Source organism: Streptomyces sp. NBC_00075 (assembly GCF_045041225.1).
Taxonomy (GTDB): domain Bacteria; phylum Actinomycetota; class Actinomycetes; order Streptomycetales; family Streptomycetaceae; genus Streptomyces; species Streptomyces adonidis.
In genome coordinates this window covers 1,085,879-1,106,976 of sequence record NZ_CP108243.1, presented here as the reverse complement: position 1 = coordinate 1,106,976, position 21,098 = coordinate 1,085,879, and the positions used below count along the sequence as shown (strand labels likewise).

The following is a 21,098-nucleotide window of genomic DNA, read 5'->3' as shown; positions in this document are numbered from 1 at the left end:
CGCGCCGCCCACCCGCACGGGTGCGGGTCCGCTGAACGGGACGCCGGGGGACCGGGACGGGCGGTCTGTTCAGCGGAACGGGTCCGTTGGCGGACCCGGCGCCACCGCCGATGCTCTACGCCATGTCCCGACGGCAGCAGACGCCAGCAGGAGGTCACGCACGATGACGACGGGTGAGACGACGGGTGGAGGATCGCTCGCCCCCCGCAGGGCGGGCCGGGCGAAGCGCACGGCGACGGGTGCGCCCGGCCGGCAGGACTGGTCGACGTGGCCCCACTACGACGGTGCCGGAGCAGGTTTCCGCGGGTACTGGTACCCGGTCACCTGGGCCAGCCACATCACCGAGAAACCGCTCCCGTTCACGATCTGCGGCGAGAAGATCACGCTGATCCGGGACGCGGGCAAGGCGTACGCGCTGCACAACCGCTGCCCGCACCGCGGGGTACCGCTCTCCGAGGGCAACCAGCAGTTCCCCGGCACCGTCAGCTGCCCGTACCACGGCTGGACGTTCGACCTGCCCACCGGCAAGCTGGCCGCGGTCATCACCGACGGCCCCGGCTGCCGACTGACCGGCAAGGTCGAGGTACGGACGTACGCCGTCGAGGAGCGCCTCGGCATGGTGTGGGTGTACATCCCCGTCGCCGACGAGGAACCCCACCCCATCGACACCCAGCTGCCCGAGGAACTCGTCGGCAACGGCTTCGTGATGGGCGGCCGGATCGAGCCGCGCGGCGGCAACTGGCGCTTCGCCTGCGAGAACGGCTTCGACGAGGGCCACGCCAAGTACCTGCATCGCACGGCCCTCTGGCGGCTCTTCAAGCCGATGCCCACCTGGAACATCACCCGGATCGTGCCCAAGGGCCGCTGGATCTTCCGGGTCCAGGACGAGGTGTACTGGGAGGCCGACTTCCCCGGTGTCGGCCACTGGTCCAACAAGCGCTGGTGGAAGTACCGGCCGCCGAAGGAAACCTTCAACATCGGCAACACCGGCAAGGCCGACAAGGTCAACGAGACGATCGAGGCCCAGGAGTTCCCCGGCTTCGCGTCCCTGGCGATGCCCGGCATCCTGCGCATCGCCTACCCCAACTTCATCCACTACGAGTTCTACGTCCCCGTCGACGCCGACCACCACAACTACGTCGGCGTGATGGTCAACTTCACCGAGGGCTGGCAGACCCTCCGCTTCTACGCCAAGTACCTGGGCGCCATCCGCTGGCTGTTCCACGGCCAGTTCTCCGGTCAGGACGCCTGGATGGTCGACGTCACCGACGCACCCCCGGAGAAGCTCTACCGCCCCGACATCTCGCTGACCGCCTGGCGGAACCTCAGCGAGGAGGAGTACGGCAAGAAGCTGGCCGCGGCGGGCGCCGACTCAGCTACAGAGAAGGAGGCGTGAGCGTGCGTACCCTGCTCACCCTGCTGGCCGGGGCCGCGATCGCCATCGGGCTCCCCATCGCCAGGAAGCGCTTCGCGCGCACCACCATGACCCAGGTCCACAGGATCAACCAATGAGCGGCGACGGCCTGGACGGGCTCGACACCCACCGCCGCGCCTGGACCGAGGACGCCTGGCGGCACATCACCGGCGACCGGCTGCGCGACCTGATCACCGGCCTCGTCGACATCTCGAGCCCCACCGGCGACGAGGCCCCGCTCGCCGCCCACATCGCCGACACGCTGAAGACCTCGGGATGCCACGCCCGGGTCCAGCCGCTGGACGACCGCCAGGCCAACGCCTGGGCCCGCCTCCCCGGCGACGGCACCGGCCCCGACCTCATGCTCTACGCGCCCGTCGACACCCTGACCGTGGGCGAGGAGAGCGAGGATCTCCCCTGGATCGGCCCGGAGTTGAGGGACGACATGCGCCCCAGGGCCACCGTCCAGGGCGACCTGGTGACCGGCCTCGGCGCCTCCAACCCCAAGGGGCACGCGGCCTGCGTGATGATGGCCGCCGAGGCGATCGCCCGCGCAGGCATCCCGCTCACGGGTGATCTGGTCGCGGCCTTCGGCGCGGGCGGTATGCCCACCAACGCCCGGCCGGGCAGCGCGCGGCTCAACACAGGCCAGGGCGTAGGCTGTTCGTTCCTCCTGGAACAGGGCGTGTGGACCGACTACGCGGTCATCGCCAAGCCCGGCTGGACGGTCTCCTGGGACGAGGTCGGCCTCGTCTGGTTCGAGGTCACCGTCCGCGGCACGCACACCTACGTCGGCTCGCGCCACCGGCTCCCGTACGACAACGCCATCGCCCGCGCCGGCGAGGTCGTCCAGCACCTGGAGGAGTGGTTCGCCGAGTACGCCGAGCGGCACACCGGCGGCACGGTCGCCCCGCAGGGCATCGTCTCCTCCGTACGCGGCGGCTGGCCCCGCATGGCCGCCGTCACCCCGGCCGCCTGCACCCTCAAGGTGGACCTGCGGATCGGGCCCGACACGACGCCGATGGAGGCCAAGCGGGAGTTCGCCGCGGCCATCGACGCCGTACGGGAGAAGCTGCCGGGAATCGACGTCAGTACGGAGATGATCCTCGCGATCCCCGGGACGCGTACCGACCCCGAAAGCTTCATCTGCCGTACGGCCAAGGCGAGTTGGGCCGCTCTGGAGGGTCGACAGCACGAGGTGATCGCGGGCAACAGCGGGGCCACCGACGCCAACATCCTGCGCGGCCGGGGCATCCCCACCGTCCGGGTCGGCATGCCGAAGGTCGCCGACGCGCCCTTCGAGATCGACTTCGCCCGGGGCATGAACACCGTCTCCGTACGGGCCATGGAGAAGCTGACGCGCCATCTGGTCCGAACGGCGGTCGACACCGTCACCCGGACCCGCGCCGAGCTGGAGGAAGCGGTATGACCGAGATCGTCCTGGGCGTCGGCGCCTCGCACAGCACGCTGATGAACACCCACTGGGAGCAGACCCTCCACAAGGACCGCGCCGAGCGCTTCCGCGACGCCCTGAAGACCGCGCGCGACGAACTCGCCGCCGCCCGGCCCGACACGGTGATCCTCGTCGGTTCCAACCACTTCCGCGGCTTCTGGCTGGACCTGATCCCCAGCTTCACCATCGGGGTGGGGGAGTGCGTGGCGAGCGGCGAGTCCGGCACCCCGAAGGGGCCGCTGCCGGTGGATGTGCCGCTCGCCCGGTACATCGCGGGTTCCCTTGTGGAGGGCGGCCGCTTCGACGCGGCCTTCTCCGCCCGGCTCCAGATCGACCACGGGCAGTCGCACGCCGTCCAGTACCTCCTCGACGGACTCGACGTGGACCTCGTACCGATCGTCATCAACGTCTTCGCCCCGCCGCTGCCGACCCTCGACCGCTGCGAGCGCCTGGGCCGCGCGATCAGGGAAGCCGTGCTGGCCTTCCCCGGCAACCGCCGGGTGGCCGTCATCGGCTCCGGCGGGCTCTCGCACCGGCTGCCCTGGCCCGACTGGCGCGAACCGCACGGCGACGACGAGGAGTTCATGGTCGGCGCCTGGCTCGACGGGCGCACCAACTGGCAGGACTACGACGTCCGGCGCCGCGAGATCATCCGCGCCGCCGAGGCCGCGCTCAACCCGGAGTGGGACGACGAGTTCCTGTCCCTCGTCGAGCGCGGCGAGACCCACCGCGTCACCGGACTCACCACCGAGGACGTGGAGAAGACCGCCGGCAACGGCGCCCAGGAGATCCGCACCTGGCTGCTGATGACGGCCCTGCTCGACCACGCCCCCGGCCGGCGCCTGGCGTACGAGCCCATGCCCGAGTGGCTCACCGGGATGGCGGTCGCCGTCCTGGACCCCGTACACACCGAGGAGAGGCAGCGATGAGCATCTGGACCGCACTGTCGGGCATCGACTACCGGCACGCCTACGTCGAGACCGGCGACATCAGGACGCGCGCCCTTCAGGCCGGTCCCGAGGACGGCGAGCACGTCGTGTTCCTGCACGGCACGACCGGCCACCTGGAGGCGTTCGTCAAGAACATCCCGGTGCACGCCTCGGCCGGCTACCGCTGCCACGCCGTCGACATGCTCGGCCACGGCTACACCGGCAAGCCCGACCGGCCCGGCGAGATCCCCGCCTACGTCGAGCACTTGATGTCCTACCTGGACGCCGTCGGCGCCGAACGAGCCCACCTGGTCGGTGAGTCGCTGGGCGGCTGGGTGTCGTCCTGGGCAGCGAGCGAGTACCCGGACCGGGTCGCCTCGCTGCAACTGCTGTGCATGGGCGGCACGAAGGTCAACCCTGCGGTGATGGAACGGCTCAAGACCTCGACGCGGGCCGCCGCCCTGGAGGACGACATCTCCCTCACCCGCGACCGGCTGCGCCTGCTGTGGGCCGAGTGGGACGACGACTTCGGCAACGAACTGACCGAGGTGCGGTACGAGATCTACCACCAGCCCGAGTTCCAGCGGAACCTGCACAACCTGCTGGCCCTCCAGGAGGTGGAGACCCGGGAGCGCAACCTCCTCCGGCCGGACCGCATGGCCAGGATCAAGGCGCCCACGCTCGTGGTGTGGGCCAACAAGAACCCGTTCGGCGACGTCCCGGAGGCCGAGGCCATCGCCGCCGCCATCCCCGGCGCCCGCCTGGAGATCTTCAACGAGTGCGGACACTGGCCGCAGCACGAGAAGGCCGACCTCTACAACCCGCTCAGCCTGGCCTTCCTCGACGCGGCGCGCTGACGGGCCCCGGCTCCGGGTCACCGTGAATTAACAACCGACCATGGCCACCGTCCATGAGGCCGTGGTTCCGTTCTCCGGAGGGCAACGACCGACCGGGAGGTACTTCCCATGACCGTGACCGCCACCACCCCGTCGAACACCGCTTCGAACATCTCGCCGGACTTCCCGTCGGGCATCCCCTCGGCCGTTCCCCGGGACGCGGATCCCGGCCCGGACCCCATGAACTCGGTCCTGGGCAAGGTCAGGCCGATCCTGGAGGCGTTCACCGCCGAGGACGACAGCCTCTCCCTCGCCGAACTGGTCCGCCGTACCGGCGTCGCCAAGGCCACCGTGCACCGGCTCGCCCAGGAACTGGTGATGTGGGGGCTCCTGGAGCGCGCGGGCTGCGACTACCGGCTCGGGCTGCGCCTGTTCGAGATCGGCCAGCGCGTGCACCGGCAGCGCATCCTGCGCGAGGTGGCCCAGCCGTACATGGAGGACCTGCTGCTGGCCACCCAGGAGACCATCCACTTCGCCATCCACGACAGCCTCGACGTCGTCTACCTGGAGAAACTCTTCCCGCACCGCGGGCTGAACCAGGAGTCCCGGGTGGCGGGCCGGCTCCCGCTGTACTGCACGGCCACCGGCAAGGCGATCCTCGCCTTCTCCCCGCCCACCCTGTTCGCCGAGGTCGTCAGAAACGGCCTGAAACCCTTCACCCGGCACACGGTGACCTCGCCCGGCCGGCTGCGCGCCCAGGTGGAACGCATCCGGGCGGAGCGCATCGCCACCGAGGCCGAGGAGATCCGCCTCGGCTACACGAGCATGGCCGTGCCCGTCTTCAGCCGCCAGGACACCCTGGTGGGCGCGCTGTCCATCACCGCGCCCACCTATCGGATGGATCCCCCCGGCCACGCGGTCGCGCTGCGCGCGGCGGCCCTCGGCATCAGCAGGTCGCTGCGGTGAGCGCGGCACTGGAGGAGGTGCTCGGCAGGGCCCGGAAGCTGATCGGGGAGTGGGAGCACGAGGACTGCGGCGTCCTGGCCGTCAAGGACTTCTGCCGGTACGCGGCCTCCCTGAACGACGACGACTACATCCGCCGCGCCCGTGCCCAGGAGGCCGCCGGGGAGCCCGTGGTCGCTCCGCCGCTCTTCCTCGCCGGGACGCTGAGCTGGCAGGACGGCCCGACCGAGGACGACCTGCAACGCGACGGGCTCGCCGCCCGGGAAGCACCTTGCACCGCAGGACTGCCGGTACGCCATGTGCACGGCGGCCAGTCCGTCCGCCTCGGCGGACCGGTGCTCGCGGGCACCCGGGTCACCGCGGAACGGGCCATCACCTCGGCCGACCACCGCAACGGCCGGTCGGGCGAGTTCGTCCTGCTCGGCATCACGACCCGTTTCACAGTGGAGGACGGAGCCGAACTCATGGCCATGGACGAGACGGTCGTCGTACTCGACCTGCCCGACGCACCCGCCGAAGACGTCCCCCGCCCCGCCGGTGGAGCCGCCGCATGACCGCTCCCACCGCGGGCCAGACCTGCCCGCAGCAGACCTACCACCACAGCCACCTGCAACTGTTCCGGTTCAGCGCCGTCTCCTGGAACTCCCACCGCATCCACTACGACGCCGCGTTCGCCGCCACCGAGGGCTTCCCGGACGTCGTCGTCCAGTCCACCCTGCACGGCGAGACCCTCACCCGGCACGCCCTCGACTGGGCCGGACCCGAGGCCGAGTTGGCGTCGGTGAGCTGGCGCAACCGGGCCACCGCCGTGGCCGGTGAGCAGCTCACCTGGACCGCGACGGTACGCACGGTGGAGCCCTACGACGAGGGAACGCGGGTCACGCTCGACGCCGCCGTGCTCAAGGAGGACGGCGCCCCCTGCGTCACGGGAAGCGTCGAACTCACTTGGCGTGCTGCTCGTACCAGCCCTTGAGCAGGGTGGTGTCGAGGTCCGGCGACTTCTTGAGCAGCTTCTGCTGGAGGAAGAAGTCGACGATCTTCTTCGACTCGGTGAGGTCCGAGTCGGTGATGCCGCGCGCGGCGAAGGTGATCTCCGGCAGGACCTTCACCGTCTGGTCCTCGGGCAGCTTGACCTGCGCGTTGGACGCCTTCGCCGCGGCGGCGGGATCGCTGGTGACGAGCTTGTCGGCCTCGGCCACCACCTTGAAGATCTTGCCGGCGACCTCCTCGTTGTCCTTGAGCCAGCTCTGGTCGGCCAGCAGCCACTGCACGTACCGCACCCCGAAGTCGCCGATGCGCCCGGCGATGTGACCGCCCCCCTCGTCGCCCCGGGTCGCCCAGGGCTCGTAGAGGATGTACGCGTCGATCGAGCCCTGCTCCAGCAGGCCGGGGATCTCCGGCGGTGAACTCTCCACGATCTTCACGGAGTCGGGGTCGATGCCGTTGTGCAGCAGATACCGGTGCGTGGAGTAGAGGCCGAGGCCGCCGATCGACGCCATGGTCCTGATCTGCTTCGGGGAGTCGATGCCGTCGCGCAGGACGACCTTGAGGTAGCGGTCCGAGGTCTGGAAGACGCCCAGGGCCCGCAGGTCGGGGTTGGTCACCATCAGCGGCAGGGCGGTGGAGTCGGAGTTGAGCCCGATCTGCGCGGTGCCCGCAGTCACCGCCTCGGACGCCGCCGGGCCGCCCTCGGTCTTCACCAGCTCGACGTTGACGCCCGCGTCCGCGAACATGCCGCGTTCGACGGCCAGATAGATGGGGGCGTACGAGGCGTCGACCCCGAGGGCGAGGTGTACCGTCGGTTTCCCCGCCGCCGACACCCCCGTCGAGTCGGTCGTCCCGGCCGTACAGGCCGTGGTGAGGAGCAGTGCCGCACAGGCGACGGTCAAGGTGCTCCGGGTACTGAGTCCGATTCTGGCTGCTGTCCGCATGTCGTACTCCCGTGCGTGGCCGGAAATCTCGTACCGCAGACGTTCCCAGCGCGCCGCCCGGTCCGTTAAGCGGGGCGTCCTGCTCACCGGACCGATCCCGTGGGACCGGACCGCGTACCGCTCGTACCGTCCGGAACCATGAGCGTTCTCACCGACCTGCCGACGACCACGGACGAGTCGCGCACGATCGAGACGGACATCCTGATCGTCGGCGCCGGGCCCGCGGGCCTGTACGGCGCCTACTACGCGGGCTTCCGAGGCCTTCGCGTGGCGGTCATCGACGTCCTGCCCCAGTGCGGCGGCCAGATCAGCGCCATGTACCCCGAGAAGCCCATCTTCGACATCGCCGGCTTCCCCGCCGTACGCGGCCGTGACCTGGTGGCCAACCTGGTCGCCCAGGCCGAGCCGTACGGCCCCCGCTACCTCCTCGGAGAACGCGCGGTGACCCTGACCCACGGCCCCGACGGCCGCCCGGTCGTACGCGGCGACCGGGGGAGCACGGTCCGGGCCGGCGCGGTCGTCATCACCGGCGGCGTGGGCACCTTCACGCCCCGGCCGCTCCCGGCGGGCGAGGGCTATCTCGGCCGCGGGCAGGTCTACTTCGTCCCCGACCCCGCCGCGCACACCGGCCACGACGTCGTGGTCGTCGGCGGCGGCGACAGCGCCTTCGACTGGGCCGCGACCCTCGCCCCGCTCGCCCGCTCCGTCCGTCTGGTGCACCGCACCGAACGGTTCCGGGCCCACCGCGCGAGCGTGGACAAGGTCCGCGCCCTCGGCATCGAGATCATCACCGACTGCGAGGTGAGCGCCCTGCACGGCGACTCGTACGTCGAACAGGTCGAGGTCCGCCACCGCACCACCAAGGCCACCCGGCTGCTCCCGGCGCGCACGGTCGTCGCCGCCCTCGGCTTCCTCGCCGACCTGGGCCCGCTGACGGACTGGGGGCTGACGCTCCAGGCCCGCCGGATCGCCGTGGACACCCGCATGGCCACCAACCTGCCCCGCGTGTACGCCGCCGGAGACATCACCGACTACCCGGGCAAGGTGCGGCTGATCTCCGTCGGCTTCGGCGAGGTCGCCACCGCCGTCAACAACGCCGCCACCGTCATCGACCCGGACGCGGCCCTGTTCCCGGGGCACTCGACAGAGAAGGAGAACTGACATGGCCTACGTCATCGGCCCGGCCTGCGTCGACATCATGGACCGGTCCTGCGTCGAGGAGTGCCCGGTCGACTGCATCTACGAGGGCGAGCGCAAGCTCTACATCAACCCGGCCGAATGCATCGACTGCGGCGCCTGCGAGACGGCCTGCCCGGAACAGGCGATCGCCGTCGACCGCCTCGCCGACCCCGAGCACCGCACCGACAACCGCCGCTTCTTCGACGAACCCCTGCCGGGCCGCGACGCCCCGCTCGGCACTCCGGGCGGCGCGAACGCCTTCGGTCCCGTCGGCACCGACACCGCCCTGATCGGCTCTACGGGGCCGAGCCGGCCGGGATCCTGAGCCTGACCTGGTAGCCGCCCTCGGGAGTGGGCCCCGACCGGAAGGTGCCGTGCAGGAGTTCGGCGCGTTCCCGGAGGCCGACGAGGCCCTGGTGGGAGCCGGGCAGGGGCAGGGACGGGCGGGTCGGGGGCGTGTTGGTGACGGTCACGCCGAATCCGGCACCGTCCGGGGCACGCCACAGCTGGACCGTCGCACGGGCCCCGGGAGCGTGTTTGCGTACGTTGGTGAGGGCCTCCTGCACGGTCCGGTAGACGGCGCGCTGGGCCGGGGTGCCGATGTCCGGGGGGAGCTCACCGGTCAGCTCGGTCTCTATACCGCTCGTCGAGACGAGCCGGTGGAGGTCGGCCAGGGTGGGCTGCGGAGTCAGCTCGGTGGCCCTGCCGCCCGAGGCCCGCAACAGGGTGACCATATGGCGGAGTTCGTCCAGGGTGTCGACGCTGAGGGCGCGGATCGTGCGGGCACCCTCCTTGAACTCCGGCTCCTTCGCGGCGACTTGGAGCGCTCCGGCCTGTACGGCGATGAGGCTCACCTGGTGGGAGACGACGTCGTGCATCTCCCGGGCGAGCTGGGCGCGTTCCCGGGCCAGCACGGCCTGGGAGTGCAGCAGCCGTTCGTGCTCCCGCGCCTCCTCGATCTCGACGAGCCGCCCCGACAAGTCCCGCCGGGCCTGGAGGAGTTGGCCCAGGAGGACGGGGGCGGCGGCGGAGGCCAGGGTGTAGAAGAAGGAGACGACGGTCCAGGCACGGTCGTGCGAGGACAGGTCGTCCAGCGGCCAGGGCGCGGCCGATGCCATCGCGAACAGCAGGGCGCAGAAGGCGAGCAGACGGCGGTCCCGGGACTGTTCGGCGAGCGTGAACAGCGCGGCGAACGGGGCGAACACGAGGTCCAGCATCAGGCTCGCGGGCAGGGTCAGCAGGAAGACCGCCAGCGGGAACCGCCGACGGAACACCACTGCCCCGCAGGCAAGTACGGCGGCCGCGACCGAGGCGGGCGACTCCCCGAACAGGCTGATCAACGCGTCCACGGCCGCGACGGCGACCACCACGGCGTCGATGCCCCGGTCCGGGACCCGCGTCCACCAGGCCGGGCGCGCGTCGGCCGCGCTCACCGCCCGGACTCCGGCCGGTACCCCTCGCCGAACGGCCCGTCGAGCAGCCCGGCCCGCTGGGCGAGCAGCGCCGCCTGCACCCGGCTGCTCACCCTCAACTTGGTGAGGATCGCGCTGACATGGTCCTTGACCGTGCCCGCGCTGAGGTGGATGCGGGTGCCGATGTCCGCGTTGGACAGCCCCTCCGCGACCAGCACCAGAACCTCACGCTCACGCTCACTGAGCCGGCCCACCCGGGCGGCCTCGGGATCCTCGGCGCGGGCCGCGCCTCCGGGATGACTCTGCCAGACGGCACGGGAGGCCTTCGGCGACATGACGACCCCGCCCGCCGCCAAGCTCCGTACCAGCTGGGCGAGTTGGTCAGGCTCGGTGTCCTTCAGCAGAAAGCCGGCGGCGCCGGAGCGAAGGGCGGTCAGGATGTACTCGTCGGCGTCGAACGTCGTCAGCATCGCCACGACCGGGGGCTCCGGCAGCTCCCGTACCTCCCGCAGCACGGTCAGACCGTCGACGTCCGGCATCCGGATGTCCAGCAGGACGACATCGGGGCGCTCCCGCCGTACGGTGTCGACGGCGCCGGCGCCCGCCGTGGTCGCGACGACCTCGATGTCGTCGGCCGCGCTCAGGATCAGCCTGAAGCCGGACCGCACCAGGGCCTCGTCGTCCACCACCACTACCCGGATCACGTACGTTCCGCCTTGCCGTCGAAGTCGTCTCCCGACCTTAGAACGGCGAAAGCCCCGGTAGAACGCCATCCCTGGACACTCCAGCCACCTGGGGGGAGGCTTCCAGCCGTCCGGGGGGAACCGTCGCGGACCGGACGGCGCAGGCACGCAACCAGAAAGCCGCCCGGCCCCTCATACACAGGAGACGCACGGACAGCGGGCGCGGCGACGACTCGTCGGAGACCGACGGTGAGTGACAGGAAGCGACAGGGGTGGCGATGGAACGGCAGTGGTCCCGTCGGAGGTTCATGGTCTACTCACTGGCCGCCACCACCCTGACCGTGGCCGCGCCGATCGGCTGTGACACGTCCTCGGCCGAAGGCGCCGAGAGCTCCACGGCGGACGCGAGCGCGCGGTCCGGTGTCGTGGTGACCGGTGACGACGACGAGATGCTGGTCCTGGAGGTCACCGCGGCGAACCGGGTCGTCGTCCGGCTGCCGCGCGTCGAGGTCGGCCAGGGCGTCACCACCGCCGTCGCCATGATGATCGCCGAGGAACTGGACGCCCGCCTCGCCGACGTCGACATCCCGCTCGCCGACGCCCGCACCAAGGGCAGCCAGTACACCGGCGGTTCGAACTCGGTCAGCTCGCTGTACGGTCCTGCCCGGGCGCTCGCCGCCACCGCGCGGGCCCGCCTGGTGACCGCCGCCGCCCGGCGCTGGCGACTCCCCGCGCGCACACTGCGCACCCGCAACACGATGGTGGTCGCACCGGACGGGCGTACCGCCACCTACGGCTCGCTGACCGCGGTCGCCGCGCAGGTGACCCGCCCGGCCGTGTCCAGCAGGCCCAAACCGGCCTCACGGCACAAGGTGATCGGCAAACCGACGACCCGGATCGACGCCCGGGACCTCGTCACCGGCAAGGCGCAGTACGCCGGGGATGTGCGGGTGCCCGGCGCGAAGCCGACCGTCGTGGCCCGGCCGCCGACGCTCGGAGGGAAGATCCGCACGCTCGACGACCGGGCGGCCCGCGCCATGCCCGGCGTCCGCGCGGTCGTCCGGGTCGCGGGCGGGGTCGCCGTCGTCGCCGACACCTTCCACCACGCCTTCGAGGCCCGCGACGCCCTGCGCATCACCTGGGCCCCGGGCCCGCTGGCCGCGCTCTCCGACACCGCCATCAGATCCCGGCTGCGTGCCGCCGTACCCCCGCTGGGCACCGCGCCGAGCGGATCGACGCAGGTGACCGGCGAGTTCGAGTTCGCGTTCGTCAGCCATGCCCCGATGGAAGTGCTGACCACGGTGGCCGACGTCCGCGCGGACCGCGCCGAACTGTGGTTCTCCACCCAGACACCGATGGACGCCCGCGACAGCATCGCCTCGGCGGTCGGACTCCCGCCGTCGAAGGTCAAGGTCCATGTCATGCGGGGCGGCGGCTCGTTCGGACGACGGCTCAACTACGACTTCGCCCTGGAGGCCGCCCTCGTCTCCAAGGCGGCCCGCCGGCCCGTCAAATTGATGTGGAGCCGCAGCGACGACCTGCGGCACGGCCAGATGCGCCCGGCCACCCATCACCGGATCCGAGCCAGCCACGCGGGCGGCCGGGTGGTGGCCTTCGTCCACTCCACGGCCTCGGTCAGTGAGTCGTACGAGGGCCTCGCCGCGAACGGCGGAGCGAGGGCCATGGCCGCGCGGGCGGGACGCGTCCGGGAGGCGGGCCCGCTCCCCAGCGACAGCGGGCTGTACAACTTCGGTCAGCTGTCCGGGGATTCGGGCGGCATCGAGCTGGCGGCGATACCCCTCGGCGCCTGGCGCTCGGTGGACTCCGGGACGACCCGGACCGTCGAGGAGATCATGGTCGACGAGATCGCCCGCGGCCTCGGCAAGGACCCGGTCGCCTTCCGGCGCACCACACTTCGCAGCAAGGCCGTACGCGCCGTGCTCGACAAGGCGGCGTCCGCCGGGAGTTGGGGGCGGGCCCTGCCGGCCGGACACGGACAGGGCATGGCCGTCCACGAGGAGTACGGCTCCTGCGTGGCCTGTCTGATCGAGATCGATGCCACCGACCCGAAGAACCCCCGCGTCACCAGGGCGGTGATGGCGGCCGACGTCGGAACGGCCGTGAACCCACGCGGACTCGAGGCCCAGCTCATGGGTACGACGATCGACGGCATCTCCACGATCCTGCGGGCCGGCCTCCACATCGACCGGGGTGCCGTCCGCGAGGGCAGCTTCGCCGACTTCCACTACGCCCGCCAGCGGCACGCCCCCCTGCACTTCGAGGCGCACATCATGCCGTCCAAGGGCGAGCCCGGCGGAGCCGGAGAACTCGGGGTGCCGGCCGCGGCGGGCGCGGTCGCCAACGCGTACGCCCGGGCCACCGGCACCAAGCCCCGCCGCTTCCCCCTCACCTTCTGACCGGCCGTCGACTCCGGCTCCTACTCCGCCCCCCCGAGAGGTCCTGATGCCCAGCTACACCTTCGTCCTCAACGGCAAGCCGGTCACCGTCGAGGCCCCGGCCGACATGCCGCTGCTGTGGGTGCTGCGCGACCTGCTGCACGTGACCGGCCCCAAGTACGGCTGCGGGGTCGGGGTCTGCCGGGCCTGCACCAGCCATCTCGACGGCGCGGAGATCCAGCCCTGTGTCGTGCCCGTCGCCGACTGCGCCGACCGCAGGGTCACCACCATCGAGGGACTCGCCGACGGCGACACCCTGCACCCCGTCCAACAGGCCTGGCTCGACCAGGACGTGGCGCAGTGCGGCTTCTGCCAGCCGGGGCAGATCATGGCCGCGGCGGCGCTGCTCCAGCGGACCTCCGAACCGACGGACGCGGACATCGACGCGATCGAGAACGTCTGCCGCTGCGGCACGTACTGCCGGATCCGCGAAGCCGTCAAACAGGCCGCCGCGGCGACCGACCACTGACCTCCGGAGCGAAAGCAGGTCGGCCGGTATTGGCGAGTTAAGTTCCCCGGTGGCCGAGATGGGTATGCTGCCGAGGGTAATTAATTCACCCTGGACCTGATGTGACGTTTCTGCGGAAATTGACCGATCCGGCAGCGGTACGGATTTTTATAGCACGATGTGCCGTGGCCCGGAGTCGGTTCTTTCGTTTTCCATTCGGACGAGTGGTGCGCAATCGGCTCGGTTTGTCCGTGAGTTGACCCGGACAGTCCTTTCCCGTCGAGTCGGGGAACAGGAAAATTTCGGGGCCGTGTACTGCATGAATTCGGAAGACCGCGCGGACGAGTTAGTGATCTGGGAAGAGATCGTCGGCCATCGGGAACGGCTGATGCGGCTGGTCCGCCGGCGGCTCCCGACCGCCCAGGACGCGGAGGACTGCGTCCAGGAGGCAATGCTGCGGGCGGCGGCCCACGACAATCTGGACCCGGAGCGGATCGGACCCTTTCTGACCTCGGTCGCGCTGCGGCTGTGCGTCGACCACTACCGTGAACTGGAGCGCAGACGGCGCCTTGTGGGCCGTACCGCGCACGTCAGCAGGCCCGAGCTGCCGGACGAGGACGTGTGCGACGAGGACTTCGGACGCTGGCTGCTGCGCCAGGTCCAGCAGCTGCGGGGCCGTGAGCGCCAGGTCATGCTGGCCCGCGCCGACGGTATCTCCACGATGGAGTTCGCCCGTATGCACCAGATCTCGCTGAAGGCGGCCGAGGGTGCGTTCACGCGGGGACGGGCACGGCTGAGGCTCGTGTGTGCCCAGACGCTGGACGGGGCCGCAGCACATCCCAGGTAACGGACGGCCGAATTCATTCTCGGTTCATGTCCGGCCTCTTGTGAACGACTTCCGGATTACGGGAGTTGAGTCGACAGGGAAGGCAGTTTCAGTGGGCAGGAACAATACTCAGGATACGATCAAGGACTTCATCGGCGATATCGCCGACAGCACGAAGAAGGCCTTCGACGACATTCTCGACCGAAGGAACGACGACTCCCACGCTGTGGACTGGCTCACCGCGGCGAATCCTTACCAGGCGCTGAACGCATTGCCCGGGGATGTGCTGCGTACCGTCAGCGCGCTCTCGGCACTCGGCGGGGTCGCCAATCCCGTGGCGGCCCTGGCGAACGCGGCCAACGCCGCCGCCGGAGTCGGCGCCGCCAACCCGCTCGCCGCACTGACGAGCGGCGCCCCCAACCCCTTGGCCGCCCTCACCGGCGCGGCTCCGAACCCCCTCGCCGCACTCGCGGCCGGGGGAGCGAATCCGCTCGCCGCGCTGGGCGGCATGGCGGGCGCGGGCAACCCGCTGGCCGCGCTCGGACAGGTGGCGGGCGGGGCCGCGTCGGCCGTGTCCGGAGCGGCCGACATGGCGGAGGGGCTGGCCGCACTGCCACGGCAGATCGCCCAGCTCTCCGAACTGGTCGCCAACCTGGTCGGCGTACTGGAGAGCGTGCAGGGAGTCGCCGGAGCGGTGACGGGCGCCGGCAGCCGGCCGTCGGCGGCACGCAAGAGCTGACGCGGGGCGCGTGACGGCGGGGCGGGGCCGGACCCGCCCCGCCGGTCTCAGGAAACGCAGCACACACAGAAGGTCGTGACACATGGGCAGTGCCCCGCTCGGCAACCGGCTCCGGCTGGTGGTGAAGGTACTGGGAGGACTCGCGGCCGAAGAGGCCGGCCGACTGGCCCGGGACCGGCGCCGCACCCGGCGCGGAACCGACGGAGAACCCGCCGAGGACGGCGAGGGCGGCGACGGCACCCGGCGCGCCAGAGCCGTACGGCACGCCCTCGAAAGCCTCGGCCCGTTCTACGTGAAGCTCGGTCAGATCCTCTCCACCCGGCCCGACATGGTGCCCGCCTCGATGATCGCCGAGCTCCAGAACCTGCACGACCAGGTCGACGTCCAGCCCTTCGCCGTCTTCGAACCCGTCCTCCGGGATCAGCTGGGACCGGACTGGAAGCGCCGCTTCGACGACATCGACACCGTACGACCGCTGGGCGCGGCCTCCCTCGCCCAGGTGTACCGGGTCACCCTGCCCGGCGGGCGCCCGGCGGTGGTGAAGGTGCAGCGGCCCGGCATCCGGGACGCGGTCCGCGCGGACATGGCCCTGATGCGCAGGGCGTCCAGGATCCTCGCCCGTACCGCGCCCCGGTTCAACGAGGTCATCGACATGGAGGCGATGCTCGGCTCGATCTTCGACGCCATGGAACCGGAGCTCGACTTCACCGGCGAGGCCCGCAACATGGACGAGGCCCGCGAACACATCCGCCGCTATCCGACCCTCGCCGTGCCCCGGGTCATCCACGCCACCCCCAAGGTGCTGGTGCAGTCCCTCGCGCCAGGTTCCTCCGTACGGCACCTGGACCGCGGCGAGTTCAGCGACCGCGAGCGCACGGACATCGGCAAGGACCTGCTGCGCTTCATGTACCGCGGCTACTTCGTCGACCGCATGTTCCACGCGGACCCGCACGCGGGCAACGTCTTCGCGCTGCCCGGCGGCCCCGCCACGCTCATCGACTGGGGCATGATCGGCCGCCTCGACCGTCGTACGAGCCTGCAACTCCTGCCTCTCCTCATGGCTCTGGCCCAGAACGACGGCCACGGACTCGCCTGGGCCTGGGCGGACATGGGGCGCGTCACGCCCTGGTCGAACCTGCCGGCGTTCGCCGCCGACATGGCCGCGCTCGTTCCCAAGGTCGCCACGGCCTCCCTGGAGGACATCAACTTCGGGGTGTCCCTGACGACCGTCCTGGAGAAGGCGACCAAGCGGGGCATCGGCTCGGCGCCCGCCATCTCCCTGCTGGGCAAGTCCTTCGCCAACCTGGAGGGTTCGGTGCGCTGTCTCGCACCGGACATCGCCCTCGCGGAGGTCTTCCGGGCGGAGGCGCGGGGGATCGTCATGGCCCTGCTGCGCGAGTACTTCTCTCTCGACCAGGCGGCCCGCAACACGATGGACTTCCTGTCCTTCGCCGTGTCCGCACCCGAGCAGCTGCGCAGCCTCCTCTCCGACGCCGCCGGCCGGCAGTTCGCCCTCCAGCTCCATGAACCGCACACCCCGGCGGGCATGGGCGGGCAGCGGCCCTGGACGCCGTCGAGGGGCCTGCTGGCGCTCGGCGCCGCCGCCTTCCTCTTCGACCGCCGCCGCCCGCCCCACTGACGCGTCGGCCTTGGGGCCTGTCCGGCGGATCATGCCGCAGACGCGGGGTCTGGCACACACTCCCCCGGAGGGGGGGACCTCCACCGCGTCGACGCCCTCCCCCGCCTTGCAGCCGCACGCACCAGCCCCCGCTCACCGGCGATGACGCGGCGCCGTTGATTCACTGCGACCTGATCCGCCGGACAGGCCCTAGCCCATCCGCCGCGCCACGTCGTGCAGCGACTCCGCCAGGCTCGTCAGGAAGAGGCGTACCTCGTCGTCGCCGACGATCGCGGGCGGGGTCAGGCGCAGCACCCGGGAGGCGTTGAGGGAGTGGTTCACGAGGATGCCCCGGCCGACCAGTTCGAGGATCAGCTCACCGACGGCCCGCTCCTCGCTGAACTCCAGGCCGATCAACAGCCCCCGCCCGCGCACCTCTTGGACCAGCCCGCCCAAGTACGGCGCGCAGACCGCCTGTACGCCCCCGCGCAGACGCTCGCCGAGCCCGCGGGCTCGGGCGACGACGTCCTCCCTGTCCAGCGCCTCGACCGCGGCCCGCGCCGCCGCGCAGGCGATCGGCGAGGCGGCGAAGGTGGAGGTGTGGAGGTAGGGGTCGCGGGAGAACGGCCCGTACGCAGCCTCCGTCGCGACCATCGCCGCGACGGGCACCACCCCGCCGCTCAGCCCTTTCCCGACGAGCAGGACGTCCGGCGTGACCTCCCCGGCGACCTCGACGCCCTTCTGCCCCTCACCGTCCAGTCCCCACCACGAGCCCAGCCGCCCCAGCCCCGTCTGGATCTCGTCGACGATCAGGAAGGCGCCGTACGCCCGGCACAGCCGGCTCACCTCCGCCAGATAGCCGGGCGGCGGAATCCGTACCCCGCCCTCGCCCTGCACCGGCTCGACGATCACACAGGCCCGTTCGCCGAGCAGACCGAGTACGGCTGCCAGGGCGCCCGGATCGCCGTACGGGACGACCTCGGTGTCCGGGAGCAGCGGGCGGAACGGCTCCTGGTACTTGGTGTTGGCGGTGGCGGAGAGCGCGCCCAGGGTCTTGCCGTGGTAGCCGGAGGACATGCTGACCAGGGCGGTGTGTCCATGGGCGCGAGCCAGCTTCAGGCCCGCCTCGGTCGCCTCCGCACCGGAGTTGACGAAGTGGACGCGGTCGAGGCCGGCCGGGGTGTGCGGGGTGAGCGCCTCGGCGGCGCGGGCCGCGACCGGCTCCAGGAAGACCCGGGAAGCCAGCGGATGGGCGTCCACCTGGCAGTGCACGGCCGCCGTCACGGCCGGGTGCCGGTGGCCCAGGATGAAGACCCCGTACCCGCCGAAGTCGAGGTAGCGGCGGCCGTCGTCGGTGAAGATCCACGCCCCGTCGGAGGCCGTCTCCAGCATGCCGCCGAGCACGGTGCCCATGACGGCACGGCCGGAGGAGAGACGCTCGCGGTAGAGCCGGGTGATGTGGGCGCGGTTGTCGGCCATCGTGTCGGTGTCCGGCCGGAGCGGGGAGTCGATCGGAACGGTGGTCATGATGCCAACTCCCTTGCCTGGACTGCCTCGTGAGCCGGAGTGCTCGCCGACTGGATGAGTTGCCGGCCGCGCATTCCGCCGGGGCGGGCGGCCCAGGCGACCAGATTGCGCACCAGGGCCTCGCGCAGCTCCTCCTTGGACACCGCCCGTCCGCAGTGCGGCATACCGAGGGACGACTCGAAGGGCAGCGCCCGCTGGAAGACCAGCAGCAGTTCGGCGTACGTGTGGAAGCGGCGCCGCAGCGACTCCGGAAAGGTCGGCCCCTCGATCAGCGGCAGCAGCAGTCGGTGCACCGACTCCAGCGGGATCAGCCGGGGCGCATGCGGCCGGGGCCCGTAGCGTTCGGCGAACTCCAGGCAGGTGTCGATGACTTCGGTCTGGAGCAGCACCTCCGAACCGGCCGTCAGCCAGTACTCGCCCTCGCTGACCCCACCGCGCATCAGGTCGCCCACCGCACGGGCGACGAGATCCTGCGGCACCATGTCGATCCGCGAGTCGGGCCCACCCGGCATGACGGGAACCTGGCCCTTGACGATGGCTCCCAGTGCCCGCGTCAGCCCCTGCATCCCGGCGATCCGGCCGGTCACCGAGTCGCCCATCACCACCGACGGCCGCAGGATCACCCCGGGCACCGGCGCTTCCCGTACCGCCTGCTCGGCATCACGCTTCGAGGCGAGATACGCGGCGGCGCCCGGGAAACGCTCCTGTTCCTCCGGGGCCAGCGGATTGGCCACGAAGGCGGTGCTCATGTGGAAGAAGGGCGCGTCGGCGAGGGCGGCGAGGGCGAGCATCGTACGGGTGCCGTCGAGATTGGCGCGCCGGATCAGCTCGGGCTCCCACTGCCAGTTGGTGGCGGCGGCCGAGTGCAGCACGAGGTCGACCTCGGCGGCGAGGCGAACGAACTCGGGTACGGACAGGCCGAGTTGAGGTTCCATCAGATCGGCTCGGAACTCCCGTACCCCGGGTTCGTGGACCGGGGTGCGATGACGCAGGCAGACGATGCGGAAGTCGGGCCGCAGCTCCTCGATCAGGGCTCTGCCGAGCACTCCGGTGCCGCCGGTGAGCAGCACGGTGGGGCGGGTACCGGGTCGGTCACTGGGCCGGGATTTGAGCATGGCGAAGTTCCCCTCGTACGAAGTGCCAGTGCTAGTGCTGTGGGAGAGGTTCAGGCGATCGTCAGTGGTGCCTCGGCCAGATACGCGGCCAGCGGGCCCGTCATCCGGGACCGCGACGGCGGGTGCAGGGCGAGGCCGTTGGTGCAGGCGGCGAGGTAGCCGACCTCGTCCGAGGTCATGAAGCGGAGCCCGCCGAGGAGTTCCACCGCGCGCGGGACGATACGGGCGAGCGCGTCCTGCACGGTGTAGCGGACGTACAGCGAGTCGGCGAGCGCGGACTCGTCGGGGGAGCCCTCTTCCACCCGCCGGGCCAGGCCCTCCACGGCGGCCATCGCGCCCTCCGCCTCCACCAGCAGCCGCACCCGTTCGGCCTCGGGCACCCGGTCGGCGCGCAGCACCCGCTCCACCAGGGCGCTCGCGGCGCCGAGATAGCTGCCGGTCATCAGCAGCTCGAACCAGACGAGCCCGGCGGTCTGCACCTCGTCGAGCCGCGCCCCGGCGGGGGACGCGGTGCGCACCAGCAGTTCCGGTGGCACGAGTACGTCGTCCAGCGTGACCCGGTCGCTCTCGGCGCCCGCGAGGAAGCTGCTCGACCAGAAGCCGCTGACGCTCAGTCCCTCCGTCTCCGCCGGCACGAGTGCCACGGCCAGTTCCTCACCCTCGCCGGTCTCGCACGGCACCATCACGCTCGCGGTGAGCAGGTCCATGGAGCGGGCCAGGCTGCACGGCTGTTTCACGCCGGTGATGCGTACGCCCTCCGGGGTCACCTTGGCGGACATCGCGGGGGAGAGGATGCCGCTGCCGCTGCGGCCCTCCGCGAAGCCGGACGCCATCAGCCGGTTGTCGGTCGCGACGCCCTGGACGAGCATCCACTCCAGACCCTCGCCCCCACTGGACTCGCTCAGCCCGACGAGCGTGGCCATCGAGAAGTGGTGCATGGTCGTCGCCACCGCCAGCGAGGGTGACCGGCTGCCCAGCGCCCGCTGCACCCGTACCGCTTCGAGGGCGGTGGCGCCCCGCCCCTGCAAGGCCGTCGGCGCGAGCAGCCCCGGGCCCCCGCACTCCCGGAACAACCCGATGCCCGGACTGTGCGGGCTCTCCAGCGTCATCAGCGGCAGGGCCCGCAGCCCCTCGTCGAGGCCGGGCAGCAACTTGGTGAGGGCCGCGCGCTCGCGCTCCAGGAATCTCATGTCGTCCCCTGCTTCCTTGGTCCTCGGATGCCGTAAGCGCTTCGTTTCTCTCTTCACGAGCTTTACGAGCCCACCGCGAGGACCCCTCGGCATCGTCCGACGTACGAGACGCCCTTGACGTGGGACGCGACCCGATCGACACTCCCCATGGGAATCCTAGTGAAAAGGTAGGGAAACGTGATGCGCGTGGAGTCGAACGCCAGTCGGGTGGTTTCCGCACCCCGGCCGACCCCGCTGCTGACCTCCCGCCGTCACATCGACCTCCAGCGCCTCCGCAGCGCCATCCGCCGCCTGCGCTGAGCCCGGCCGTCACCCACGCCGCCGGACCGACGGGCCCGACTACGCCTTCCGCCGCGCGTACGTCTGCGCACCACACCCT

At 71.2% G+C, this 21,098-nt stretch carries 21 protein-coding genes; 15 read left to right on the top strand and 6 right to left on the bottom strand.

The annotated features are described in order from the left end of the window. Positions 1-163: 163 nt before the first annotated feature. The 7 genes from OG787_RS04960 (at position 164) to OG787_RS04930 (ending at position 6,568) form a co-directional block, all read left to right on the top strand. The gene (locus OG787_RS04960; RefSeq protein WP_369036878.1) at positions 164-1,396 is read left to right on the top strand and encodes a Rieske 2Fe-2S domain-containing protein; all 1,233 of its coding nucleotides are present in this window, start codon (positions 164-166) and stop codon (positions 1,394-1,396) included. 112 nt (positions 1,397-1,508) lie between these two features. After that, the gene (locus OG787_RS04955; RefSeq protein ID WP_405534391.1) at positions 1,509-2,843 is read left to right on the top strand and encodes a M20 family metallopeptidase; all 1,335 of its coding nucleotides are present in this window, start codon (positions 1,509-1,511) and stop codon (positions 2,841-2,843) included. Next, the gene (locus tag OG787_RS04950; RefSeq protein WP_405534390.1) at positions 2,840-3,796 is read left to right on the top strand and encodes a catechol 1,2-dioxygenase; all 957 of its coding nucleotides are present in this window, start codon (positions 2,840-2,842) and stop codon (positions 3,794-3,796) included. Before OG787_RS04955 ends, OG787_RS04950 begins: the two co-directional genes overlap by 4 nt. Next, a complete protein-coding gene (locus OG787_RS04945; RefSeq protein ID WP_369036881.1) occupies positions 3,793-4,653 on the top strand; it encodes an alpha/beta fold hydrolase in 861 nt (286 codons plus the stop codon). Before OG787_RS04950 ends, OG787_RS04945 begins: the two co-directional genes overlap by 4 nt. A 108-nt stretch (positions 4,654-4,761) precedes the next feature. After that, the gene (locus tag OG787_RS04940; RefSeq protein ID WP_405534389.1) at positions 4,762-5,598 is read left to right on the top strand and encodes an IclR family transcriptional regulator; all 837 of its coding nucleotides are present in this window, start codon (positions 4,762-4,764) and stop codon (positions 5,596-5,598) included. Continuing rightward, a complete protein-coding gene (locus OG787_RS04935; RefSeq protein ID WP_369036882.1) occupies positions 5,595-6,149 on the top strand; it encodes a MaoC family dehydratase N-terminal domain-containing protein in 555 nt (184 codons plus the stop codon). Before OG787_RS04940 ends, OG787_RS04935 begins: the two co-directional genes overlap by 4 nt. Beyond that, positions 6,146-6,568: an acyl dehydratase gene (locus OG787_RS04930; RefSeq protein WP_369036883.1), complete on the top strand. Its 423-nt coding sequence runs from the start codon at positions 6,146-6,148 to the stop codon at positions 6,566-6,568. The genes OG787_RS04935 and OG787_RS04930 overlap by 4 nt, the downstream gene beginning before the upstream one ends. Here the strand turns inward: OG787_RS04930 and OG787_RS04925 are convergent. Beyond that, positions 6,537-7,484 (bottom strand): ABC transporter substrate-binding protein, encoded by a 948-nt coding sequence (locus OG787_RS04925; RefSeq protein ID WP_405534388.1) that lies wholly within the window; start codon positions 7,482-7,484, stop codon positions 6,537-6,539. The genes OG787_RS04930 and OG787_RS04925 overlap by 32 nt on opposite strands. Before the next feature lie 180 nt (positions 7,485-7,664). On the opposite strand from OG787_RS04925, the gene OG787_RS04920 reads away from it, so the two are divergent. After that, entirely contained in the window at positions 7,665-8,687 is a 1,023-nt protein-coding gene (locus OG787_RS04920; RefSeq protein ID WP_369036885.1) for an NAD(P)/FAD-dependent oxidoreductase, read from the top strand. A 1-nt stretch (position 8,688) separates the two neighbouring features. Then, entirely contained in the window at positions 8,689-9,030 is a 342-nt protein-coding gene (gene fdxA, locus OG787_RS04915; protein ID WP_369036886.1) for a ferredoxin, read from the top strand. On the opposite strand, the gene OG787_RS04910 is transcribed toward fdxA, so the two are convergent. Both OG787_RS04910 and OG787_RS04905 read right to left on the bottom strand, forming a co-directional pair. Next, positions 9,002-10,138 (bottom strand): sensor histidine kinase, encoded by a 1,137-nt coding sequence (locus OG787_RS04910; protein ID WP_369036887.1) that lies wholly within the window; start codon positions 10,136-10,138, stop codon positions 9,002-9,004. The two genes, fdxA and OG787_RS04910, sit on opposite strands and share 29 nt — an antisense overlap. Further along, the gene (locus OG787_RS04905; protein ID WP_405534387.1) at positions 10,135-10,821 is read right to left on the bottom strand and encodes a response regulator; all 687 of its coding nucleotides are present in this window, start codon (positions 10,819-10,821) and stop codon (positions 10,135-10,137) included. Before OG787_RS04905 ends, OG787_RS04910 begins: the two co-directional genes overlap by 4 nt. A gap of 287 nt (positions 10,822-11,108) precedes the next feature. On the opposite strand from OG787_RS04905, the gene OG787_RS04900 reads away from it, so the two are divergent. The 5 genes from OG787_RS04900 (at position 11,109) to OG787_RS04880 (ending at position 16,908) form a co-directional block, all read left to right on the top strand. After that, the gene (locus OG787_RS04900) at positions 11,109-13,217 is read left to right on the top strand and encodes a molybdopterin cofactor-binding domain-containing protein (RefSeq protein ID WP_405540418.1); all 2,109 of its coding nucleotides are present in this window, start codon (positions 11,109-11,111) and stop codon (positions 13,215-13,217) included. Between the two features lie 46 nt (positions 13,218-13,263). Then, the gene (locus OG787_RS04895) at positions 13,264-13,725 is read left to right on the top strand and encodes a (2Fe-2S)-binding protein (protein ID WP_405534386.1); all 462 of its coding nucleotides are present in this window, start codon (positions 13,264-13,266) and stop codon (positions 13,723-13,725) included. 298 nt (positions 13,726-14,023) lie between these two features. Next, entirely contained in the window at positions 14,024-14,551 is a 528-nt protein-coding gene (locus OG787_RS04890; RefSeq protein WP_369036890.1) for an RNA polymerase sigma factor, read from the top strand. Positions 14,552-14,642: 91 nt separating this feature from the next. Then, a complete protein-coding gene (locus OG787_RS04885; protein WP_405534385.1) occupies positions 14,643-15,269 on the top strand; it encodes a hypothetical protein in 627 nt (208 codons plus the stop codon). Between the two features lie 82 nt (positions 15,270-15,351). After that, positions 15,352-16,908 (top strand): ABC1 kinase family protein, encoded by a 1,557-nt coding sequence (locus OG787_RS04880; protein WP_405534384.1) that lies wholly within the window; start codon positions 15,352-15,354, stop codon positions 16,906-16,908. A 189-nt stretch (positions 16,909-17,097) separates the two neighbouring features. Here OG787_RS04880 and OG787_RS04875 read toward each other — a convergent pair whose 3' ends face one another. From OG787_RS04875 to OG787_RS04865, 3 genes are read right to left on the bottom strand one after another with little or no spacing between them, the layout of a single operon-like run. After that, the gene (locus tag OG787_RS04875; RefSeq protein WP_405534383.1) at positions 17,098-18,414 is read right to left on the bottom strand and encodes an aspartate aminotransferase family protein; all 1,317 of its coding nucleotides are present in this window, start codon (positions 18,412-18,414) and stop codon (positions 17,098-17,100) included. Next, a complete protein-coding gene (locus OG787_RS04870; RefSeq protein ID WP_405534382.1) occupies positions 18,411-19,529 on the bottom strand; it encodes an SDR family oxidoreductase in 1,119 nt (372 codons plus the stop codon). Before OG787_RS04870 ends, OG787_RS04875 begins: the two co-directional genes overlap by 4 nt. A 50-nt stretch (positions 19,530-19,579) precedes the next feature. After that, positions 19,580-20,719 carry an acyl-CoA dehydrogenase gene (locus tag OG787_RS04865; RefSeq protein WP_405534381.1) on the bottom strand — a complete coding sequence of 380 codons (1,140 nt, stop codon included), beginning with the start codon at positions 20,717-20,719 and terminating at the stop codon, positions 19,580-19,582. A 180-nt stretch (positions 20,720-20,899) separates the two neighbouring features. On the opposite strand from OG787_RS04865, the gene OG787_RS04860 reads away from it, so the two are divergent. Further along, a complete protein-coding gene (locus OG787_RS04860; protein WP_369037878.1) occupies positions 20,900-21,019 on the top strand; it encodes a putative leader peptide in 120 nt (39 codons plus the stop codon). Positions 21,020-21,098: the final 79 nt, after the last annotated feature.